At 72.5% G+C, this 7364-nt stretch carries 8 protein-coding genes; 4 read left to right on the top strand and 4 right to left on the bottom strand.

Annotation, left to right across the window (positions count from 1 at the left end):
- The 3 genes from VLI41_RS07890 to VLI41_RS07880 all read right to left on the bottom strand — a co-directional run.
- On the bottom strand, positions 1-270 hold a 270-nt coding region (locus VLI41_RS07890; RefSeq protein WP_414692534.1), incomplete at its 3' end, for a class I SAM-dependent methyltransferase.
- Complete coding sequence (locus VLI41_RS07885; protein ID WP_325267525.1) at positions 267-1220, bottom strand: fatty acid desaturase family protein; 954 nt, start codon at positions 1218-1220, stop codon at positions 267-269. The genes VLI41_RS07885 and VLI41_RS07890, both read right to left, overlap by 4 nt.
- A gap of 62 nt (positions 1221-1282) precedes the next feature.
- Positions 1283-2290, bottom strand: a complete 1008-nt coding sequence (locus VLI41_RS07880; protein ID WP_325267524.1) for a UbiA family prenyltransferase — start codon at positions 2288-2290, stop codon at positions 1283-1285.
- Between the two features lie 93 nt (positions 2291-2383).
- Here VLI41_RS07880 and VLI41_RS07875 point away from each other — a divergent pair, with 93 nt between their 5' ends.
- Together VLI41_RS07875 and VLI41_RS07870 are read left to right on the top strand one after the other, a co-directional pair.
- The gene (locus VLI41_RS07875; protein WP_325267523.1) at positions 2384-3085 is read left to right on the top strand and encodes a DUF1223 domain-containing protein; all 702 of its coding nucleotides are present in this window, start codon (positions 2384-2386) and stop codon (positions 3083-3085) included.
- Positions 3086-3467: 382 nt separating this feature from the next.
- Positions 3468-5255: an ABC transporter ATP-binding protein gene (locus tag VLI41_RS07870; RefSeq protein ID WP_325267522.1), complete on the top strand. Its 1788-nt coding sequence runs from the start codon at positions 3468-3470 to the stop codon at positions 5253-5255.
- Positions 5256-5388: 133 nt separating this feature from the next.
- On the opposite strand, the gene VLI41_RS07865 is transcribed toward VLI41_RS07870, so the two are convergent.
- Positions 5389-6597 (bottom strand): winged helix-turn-helix domain-containing protein, encoded by a 1209-nt coding sequence (locus tag VLI41_RS07865; RefSeq protein ID WP_325267521.1) that lies wholly within the window; start codon positions 6595-6597, stop codon positions 5389-5391.
- 41 nt (positions 6598-6638) lie between these two features.
- On the opposite strand from VLI41_RS07865, the gene VLI41_RS07860 reads away from it, so the two are divergent.
- Both VLI41_RS07860 and VLI41_RS07855 read left to right on the top strand, forming a co-directional pair.
- A complete protein-coding gene (locus tag VLI41_RS07860; RefSeq protein ID WP_325267520.1) occupies positions 6639-6833 on the top strand; it encodes a hypothetical protein in 195 nt (64 codons plus the stop codon).
- Positions 6830-7057, top strand: coding sequence for a hypothetical protein (locus VLI41_RS07855; RefSeq protein ID WP_325267519.1), 228 nt, complete (start codon positions 6830-6832; stop codon positions 7055-7057). The genes VLI41_RS07860 and VLI41_RS07855 overlap by 4 nt, the downstream gene beginning before the upstream one ends.
- The last annotated feature ends 307 nt before the right edge of the window (positions 7058-7364 follow it).

Genomic DNA, 7364 nt, shown 5'->3' with positions numbered 1-7364 from the left:
GGAGCCGGCGGCGAAATCGATCACGGCCCGGCCCGCGGCCACGTCGGGGTGGTCGAGGACATAGCGCGCCAGCGCCTGGCCGCCCGCCCAGGCGAAGGCCCAGAACGGCGGCGGCAGGCCGATCGCGGCCAGCGCCTCCTCGGTCAGCTTCCAGATCGGCGTGATCTCGCTCGCCAGGTGCAGCCGAAGCTCCGGGGTGTGCGGCGGGCTCTGCAGGGCGGTGTTCGCCAGGATGAAGGCGCGGCGATCGCCGAGCGCGGGTCGGATCACGCCGCGGCGACGATCGGGGCCGGCTGGGGCTTCGAGGCGGCGAGCCTGAGCACCTCGACGTAGCTCTTCGCGGTCAGCATGCGATCCAGCACGCCCTTCTCCTTCAGCAGGCGCTGGGTGCGGGGCAGGTGGTAGCAGGGCACATGCATGAACATGTGGTGCTCGCAGTGGTAGTTCACGTAGTAGGGCGCGAGGAACGCCCGCTCCAGGAGGCTCGCGTGCGTCGAGCGCGCATGGCGCAGCGGATCCGGCTCGCCCTGCGCCACGCAGGCGTGCTCGGCGATGTTCCGCAGGCGGGTGATCATCGGCAGCCAGGTCGCCTGCGGCGCCAGCCACAGCACCGGCCACACCCACCACAGGCCGAACGGCGCGGTCAGCGCCAGGGTCACGACCATGCCGCCGAAGAACCGCCGGCGACGCACCACGGCGTCCTTCAGGATCGGCCAGACGGACTCGCCCGGCTTGCGATCGCGCAGCCGCGACACCAGCCCCGACCACTTCAGCTTGTAATAGGTCTGGCCGGTCAGATCGCGGATGATCTTCCGCCGCAGCGAGGTGCGGGTGATCGGGAACGGGGCGGAGAGGCCGAGGTCGGGGTCCTCCGGCTGCTGGGCGTACTTGTGGTGGCCCAGGTGGTAGGGCCGGTAGGCCACCAGGTCGCCGGTCGTCAGGTGATTGCCGACCCAGTCGTTGACCTTGAGGTTCGGGTGCAGCGCGGCGTGGGCGGCGTCGTGCATCAGGATCGCCAGCCCAAGCTGGCGGGCGCCGATGATGGCGATCGCCAGCGGGATGGTGATAGGCCAGACCACGGCCATCGCGGCGGCGGCGAAGATCACCGCCCAGGCGTGGGCCACCAGCGCCGGCCCCTTCCACGCCGAGCGGCGGGCGAGCGGCGCCCACTCCTCGGGCGAGAAGAACTGCTTCGGATCGACGCGGGCCGCAGCTGCCATGGCCGATAGTCTACCGTCGATGTCCCTCGAAGGACAGAATGACCGCGCGGAAGCCCCGGTTCCTAGACCTGCACCGCGCCCAGCGCGATGCCGGCGAACAGGATCGCCGCGGCCCAGACGTTCGAATTGAACAGCGCCAGCGCCAGCCGCGGCTGGTCGGTCTTCACGCGCCGGGCCTGCATTGCAAGGTGGACGGCGTAGAACGCGAGGAAGGGCAGGAACAGCAGGCCGAGCCCGGCCGTCCAGCCGGCGGCGAAGGCGAGAACCACGCAGACGACATAGACCAGCCCGATCGCGCGGGGCGCCCGCCCGCCCAGCCGGCGCGCCGAGGACTTCACCCCGGCCAGCGCATCGTCCTCCAGGTCCTGGATCGCATAGATGGTGTCGTAGCCGAGCGTCCAGAAGACGCCGGAGGCGTAGAGCAGCAAGGCCGGGAGCCCGAGCCTGCCGACCGCGTCCCAGTCGACGCGGATCGGGCCGGTTCCCTCGCCCGCGAGGCTCGCCAGGCCCGCGAGCCAGATCGCCGACGGCGCGCCGGCCGCGGCGAAGCCCAGCAGCGCGCCCCAGTTGAAGGTCAGCCCCAGCCAGGCCTGCGGCCACCAGGTGATCCGCTTCATGAACGGATAGGCGCCGACCAGCAGCAGCGAGCCCGCGCCCAGCGCCAGGGCGAGCGGGCTGAGCGCCAGCAGGATCAGGAACGAGGCGGCGCAGCAGGCGGCGACGAACGCCCAGGCCTGCCTGACGCTGATCTGCCCGGCCGGGATCGGCCGGCTCGCGGTGCGCGCCACCTTGGCGTCGATCTCCGCATCGACGACATCGTTGTAGGCGCAGCCCGCCGCGCGCATCAGCGCCGCGCCGAGCAGGAACAGCAGGAGCAGCCACGGGCTCGGCGGCGCACCCCGCATGGCGGCCTCCAGGGCGATCCCCTGCCAGCCCGGCAGCATCAGCAGCCAGATCCCGGCGGGCCGGTCGAAGCGGCCGAGCTTCAGCCACGGCCGCGCCCAGCCCGGCGCATGGGCGTCCACCCAGTTGGTGGGGGCGGCGTCGGGCAGGGGCGCGCTGCGGGCCATCGCCCACCTCTATGGCCGGGCGCGGAGCCGCGCCAGCCGGGCCGGCGGGTCGAGGCTGCATCCAGGCGCCGCTTTCGTGCGAATATGGCTCACATGACGCCCGTCCACCGCCTCGCCCTCGCCCTCCTCCTCGCCGCCGCCGGCGCCGGCCAGGCCCGCGCCGCCGATGCGCGCCACCCCGTGGTGGTGGAGCTGTTCCAGGCCCAGGGCTGCTCCTCCTGCCCGCCGGCCAACGCCAACCTGATGGCGATCGCCGGGCGCCCCGACGTGCTGGCGCTGGCCTTCCAGGTCACCTACTGGGACGACCTCGGCTGGAAGGACACCTTCGCCAGGCCGCAGTTCACCGCCCGCCAGTGGGACTACGCACGCGCCTGGAAGCACGCCAACGTCTTCACGCCGCAGGTGGTGGTGAACGGCCGCAAGGACGGCGTCGGCGCCGATCCGGGCGAGTTCCGTTCGCTGCTCCGCGCCGGCGAGCGCGGCGCGGGCGGTCCCGCCGTCGAGCTGGCGGCCGGCCAAGCCCGCATCGGCGCGGGCCCGGCCCCGCCCCGGCCCGCCGACGTCTGGCTGGTGCGCTACGATCCGCGCATCCTGCAGGTGCCGGTCAATCGCGGCGAGAACCGCGGCAAGACGCTGCCGCATCGCAACGTAGTCCGCCAGCTCATTCGTCTCGGCGCCTGGAGGGGGCGGCCCGAGAGCCTGCGCCTCCCCGCCGGCGGCGATCCGGCCTGGCGCAGCGCGGTGCTGCTGCAGCTCCCGAAGGGCGGCCCGATCCTGGCGGCCGCCAAGGGCTGAACCCGCCCGCCCTGTGGCGTTTGCGCCACCCCCGCCGCGGCTTCGCGGCCGATGCGCGACATCGTCCGGCGGAGCGCCTTGACCCGCCCCGCCGGCGCGCCTAGCTTCCCGCGCTTCGAGCCGCAGACAGGGAGGTCAGCATGGTTGCTTTCGCTGTTAAGACCTTCCGACCGCGTCTCGGGCCGCCGCCGCACCGTTAAGTCCGCCCGACCGCTTCGCAGGGCCTTACGCCGCCTCGCCGCGAAGCGATCCCGCGCGCCCGCGGCCCGCCGGGCCTGAAATCCCCCCGCGTCGCCCATCCCATTCCGTCGCGTTCCAGCGCGCCTTCGCGAGACCGCCGCTGCGGCTCCGGGCCCTGGGGCGCCGAGTTCGAGCTCTTCCGATGACCGACCACTACGAGGATACCGACGACCAGCATTCGCGGGTGCTCAGCAATGGCCAGGTGCTGGGCTTCATCGCCGGCTTCTGGCTGCGGCGACGCTGGCTGCTGGGCGCCACCATCGTGCTCACCCTCATCTCCATCGGCTTCGACCTGTCCGTGCCCTGGGCGGCGGGCCGGCTGGTGGACGCGGTGGCCGGCGGCCTGGCGCGGCGGCACGACGCCTGGACCTCCTGGGGCCTGCTGGTCGGCGCCTACGGCGCGGCGCTGGTGCTGCGCAACGCCGGCATGCGGTTCTGGAATCCGCTGGCCGCGCGCAACATGAAGCAGATGGTCGACGAGGCCTTCCGCAAGGTGCAGGCCTTCTCCGCCGACTGGCATGCGGACAACTTCGCAGGCGCGACGGTCCGGCGGCTGTCGCGCGCCATGTGGGGCTACGACACCGTTTCCGACGCGGTGGTGATCTGGCTGGGCCCGGCGTTCCTGGTGCTCGCCGGGCTGTGCCTGATGATGGCGCTGCGCTGGCCGCTGGTCGGCCTGTTTGCGACGGTCATGGTGGCGATCTTCGTGGCCTCCAACATCTGGCTGACGCAGGTCTACGCCCGGCCGGCCAACCTGCGCTCGGTGGCCATGGACAGCCGCATCGGCGGGGCGATCGCCGACAGCATCTCCTCCAACGCGACGGTCAAGTCGTTCGGCGCCGAGCCGCGCGAGGAGGGCCGCATCGGCGAGATCACCGAGCTGTGGCGGGGCTCGGTGATGATCACATGGGGCCGGTTCATCGACCTGTGGCTGCTGCACAACGTCATGCTGGTCGCGCTGCAGGCCGGCATGACCGGGCTGCTGGTCTCGCTCTGGGCCAAGGGCCAGGCCCGCGCCGGCGACGTGGCCTACGTCATCACCGCCTTCATGCTGATGACCAGCTACCTGCGCAACATCGGCGAGAACATCCGCATGACCCAGCGCGGCATGGACGACACCGAGGACGTGGCCCGCTATGCGACCCTGACGCCGGAGGTCATCGACGCGCCGCAGGCGCGGGCGTTCGTCGCCGATCTCGGCCGCATCGACTTCGACCGGGTGACCTTCCGCTACAAGTCGGCCGACGGCGCGCTCTACCAGGACTTCTCGCTGCGCATCGCGCCCGGCGAGCGGGTGGCGCTGGTCGGGCCGACCGGGGCCGGCAAGTCGACGTTCGTCAAGCTGATCCAGCGGCTCTACGACGTGCAGGGCGGCCGCATCCTGATCGACGGCCAGGACGTCGCCGAGGTGACCCAGGGCTCGCTGCGGCGCGCCATCGCCGTGGTGCCGCAGGATCCGGCGCTGTTCCACCGGACCCTGGCCGAGAACATCGCCTACGCCCGGCCGGGCGCCACCGAGGACGAGATCGTGCTGGCCGCCAAGCGGGCCCGCGCGCACGAGTTCATCGCCCGGCTGCCGGCCGGCTACCGGACGCTGGTCGGCGAGCGCGGCGTCAAGCTCTCGGGCGGCGAGCGCCAGCGCGTGGCGATCGCCCGCGCCTTCCTGGCCGACGCCCCGATCCTGGTGCTCGACGAGGCCACCTCCTCGCTCGACGTGGAGACCGAGCGGCAGGTGCAGGCGGCGATGGAGGAGCTGATGGTCGGGCGCACCACGATCGTCATCGCCCACCGGCTCTCGACCATCCGCGGCGCCGACCGCATCCTGGTGTTCGAGGACGGCCGCATCGTCGAGGAAGGCCGCCACGCCGACCTCGTCGAGCAGGGCGGCGCCTACGCCCGCCTCCACGCCGTCACCGAGGGCTGGGCGTAACCTCCCCCGTCAGCCAGACGGGGGAGGGGGACCACGGAGTGGTGGAAGGGGCGGCGGCGCGCTCGGCGGATGGGGCCTCCCCCTCCACCGCGTTCCGCGGTCCCCCTCCCCCGCGATGACGCGGGTGAGGTTCTTAGGCTCCCGCCGCCCCTTCCAGCGCCGCCGCCAGGTCGCCGCGCCGCTGCACGCGCACGGCCGCAAGCCCCAGCCACCCGGCCATCAGCTTCAGCTCGGCCGCCAGCCGGACCGGCGTCGCCGCGCTGGCCCAGGGCTCGGCGTGGCTCGCCTGCACGATGAGCACGCCCGCCTTGCGGTCGGCCTTCAGGTCGACGCGGGCGGTGAGCGCCTCGCCCTCCAGGAACGGCAGCACGTAGTAGCCGTGGGTGCGCTTGTGCGAGGGCGTGTAGATCTCGATCCGGTAGCGCACGCCGAACAGCCGCTCGGTCCGCTCGCGGAACCAGATCAGGTTGTCGAACGGCGAGAGCAGCGCCCGCGCCTCCACCCGCCGCGGCCGGCGCGCGGCCGGATCGAGGTAGGCCGCCTCGCGCCAGCCCTTCACCGCCACCGGGATCAGCTCCCCCGCCTCGACGATCTCGCCCAGGCGGTCCCGGAACCCCGCCACCGGCAGGCGGAAGTAGTCGCGCAGGTCCTTGGCGGTGGCCACGCCCATGGCCCGCGCCGCGATCCGGATCAGCGCGCGCTGGGCCTCGTCGCGCGCCGGCGTCGGCGCCGCCAGCACCGCCTTCGGCAGCACCTTCTCCGGCAGGCCATAGACCCGCTCGAAGGTCCCCCGCCGGGTCGCGGTGGTCAGCTCGCCGGTCCAGAACAGGCACTCCACGGCGCGCTTGGCCTCGCTCCAGCCCCACCAGCCGCCCTCGCCCTTGTGGCCCATGTCGAGCTCGGAGGCGGCGAGCGGCCCGCGCGCGGCGATCTCCGCCAGCACCCGGTCGACGAACTCGCGCCGCTCGCGGATGAACCGCGCCACGCCCCTCCAGGTGCCGATCCCGCGGCTCGCGTCCTGCATCCGCCAGCGCAGCAGGGGATGGATCGCCGCCGGCGTCAGCGAGGCCTCGTGCGCCCAGTACTCGATCAGCGCCTTCCGCTTGCCCCAGGCGAGCTCTTCCAGCAGCGCCCGCGGATAGGCGCCCAGCCTGGAGAACGCCGGCAGGTAGTGGGTGCGCGAGACCACGTTGACCGAATCGATCTGCACCACTCCCAGCCGATCGATCAGCTTCATGATCTGCCGCCTGCCGACCGGCCCCTCCGGCCGCGCCTGCGCAAACCCCTGCGCCCCCAGCGCCACCCGCCGCGCCTCGCCCGCCGTGAGGGTGTCCCGCCTCATCCCGCCCCGCTCATCCCGGCGAACGCCGGGACCCATGCTGAATGGGTGACACGGTAGCTTCAGAACAAATCTGGAACAATGGCGTTCGGTTAGCGCGCTGCGGCCGCCAGTCGATGGCGCTGGAAGCCCGTTTCGTGCGCGACGCCCAGCGCGCCGCTCGCGAGGCGGTCGAAGAGCTCAAGACCGAGCGCCAGGCCCGCGTCGACGCCCGCAAGCGAAGATCGACAACGGGGTGACCCGTCTCATCTGGGACGAGCACGACGGCGACGAGGCCGTCGCGCTGCTTCAGGATCTCACCGAAAGGCTGGATGAGCTGGCCGACGAGCCCGACTTCCTCGACCGACCTGTCGAGATCTTGATCGAACGCATCCGCCGCGAGCTGGGTCTCGTGGATGATGAGGCCAGCCAGCCGGTCATCGCCCGCTGGCGCGCCGCCCACCCCGGCGCGGACACCTCCTGACCTCCGCTCATTCCCGCGAAGGCGGGAATCAGAGGCGAACCACGGATTGCACGGATTGCACGGATCGAACCCGGCGAGCGCCAGCGAGCCGTCCTGGTGTCGCGCGCCGGTTTCCAGGCGCCTTCGGCGCAACTCACGCGATCCGCATCCGTGCGATCCGTGGTTCTTCGTTCCGCGGCCTTCCGCGTTTTCCGCGGTTCCCTACGCGTGATCCAGCACCGGCTTGGCCTCATACGGCGCCTCGAGGGCCTTCACCTCGTCGGCGGTGAGCTTGATGTCGACCGCCGAGACCGCCTCCTCCAGGTGG

Origin of the sequence: Phenylobacterium sp., from assembly GCF_035475775.1 — a bacterium.
Classification (GTDB): domain Bacteria; phylum Pseudomonadota; class Alphaproteobacteria; order Caulobacterales; family Caulobacteraceae; genus Phenylobacterium.
Note: the sequence above shows the minus strand (reverse complement) of the source record. Positions and strands in the feature narration are given on the sequence as shown.

Excerpts from the sequence above, each read along its gene's own strand:
- VLI41_RS07865 (WP_325267521.1), bottom strand. The coding sequence starts at position 6,597 with ATGAGGCGGGACACCCTCACGGCGGGCGAGGCGCGGCGGGTGGCGCTG.
- VLI41_RS07870 (WP_325267522.1), top strand. The coding sequence starts at position 3,468 with ATGACCGACCACTACGAGGATACCGACGACCAGCATTCGCGGGTGCTC.
- VLI41_RS07880 (WP_325267524.1), bottom strand. The coding sequence starts at position 2,290 with ATGGCCCGCAGCGCGCCCCTGCCCGACGCCGCCCCCACCAACTGGGTG.
- VLI41_RS07885 (WP_325267525.1), bottom strand. The coding sequence starts at position 1,220 with ATGGCAGCTGCGGCCCGCGTCGATCCGAAGCAGTTCTTCTCGCCCGAG.
- VLI41_RS07860 (WP_325267520.1), top strand. The coding sequence starts at position 6,639 with ATGGGTGACACGGTAGCTTCAGAACAAATCTGGAACAATGGCGTTCGG.
- VLI41_RS07875 (WP_325267523.1), top strand. The coding sequence starts at position 2,384 with ATGACGCCCGTCCACCGCCTCGCCCTCGCCCTCCTCCTCGCCGCCGCC.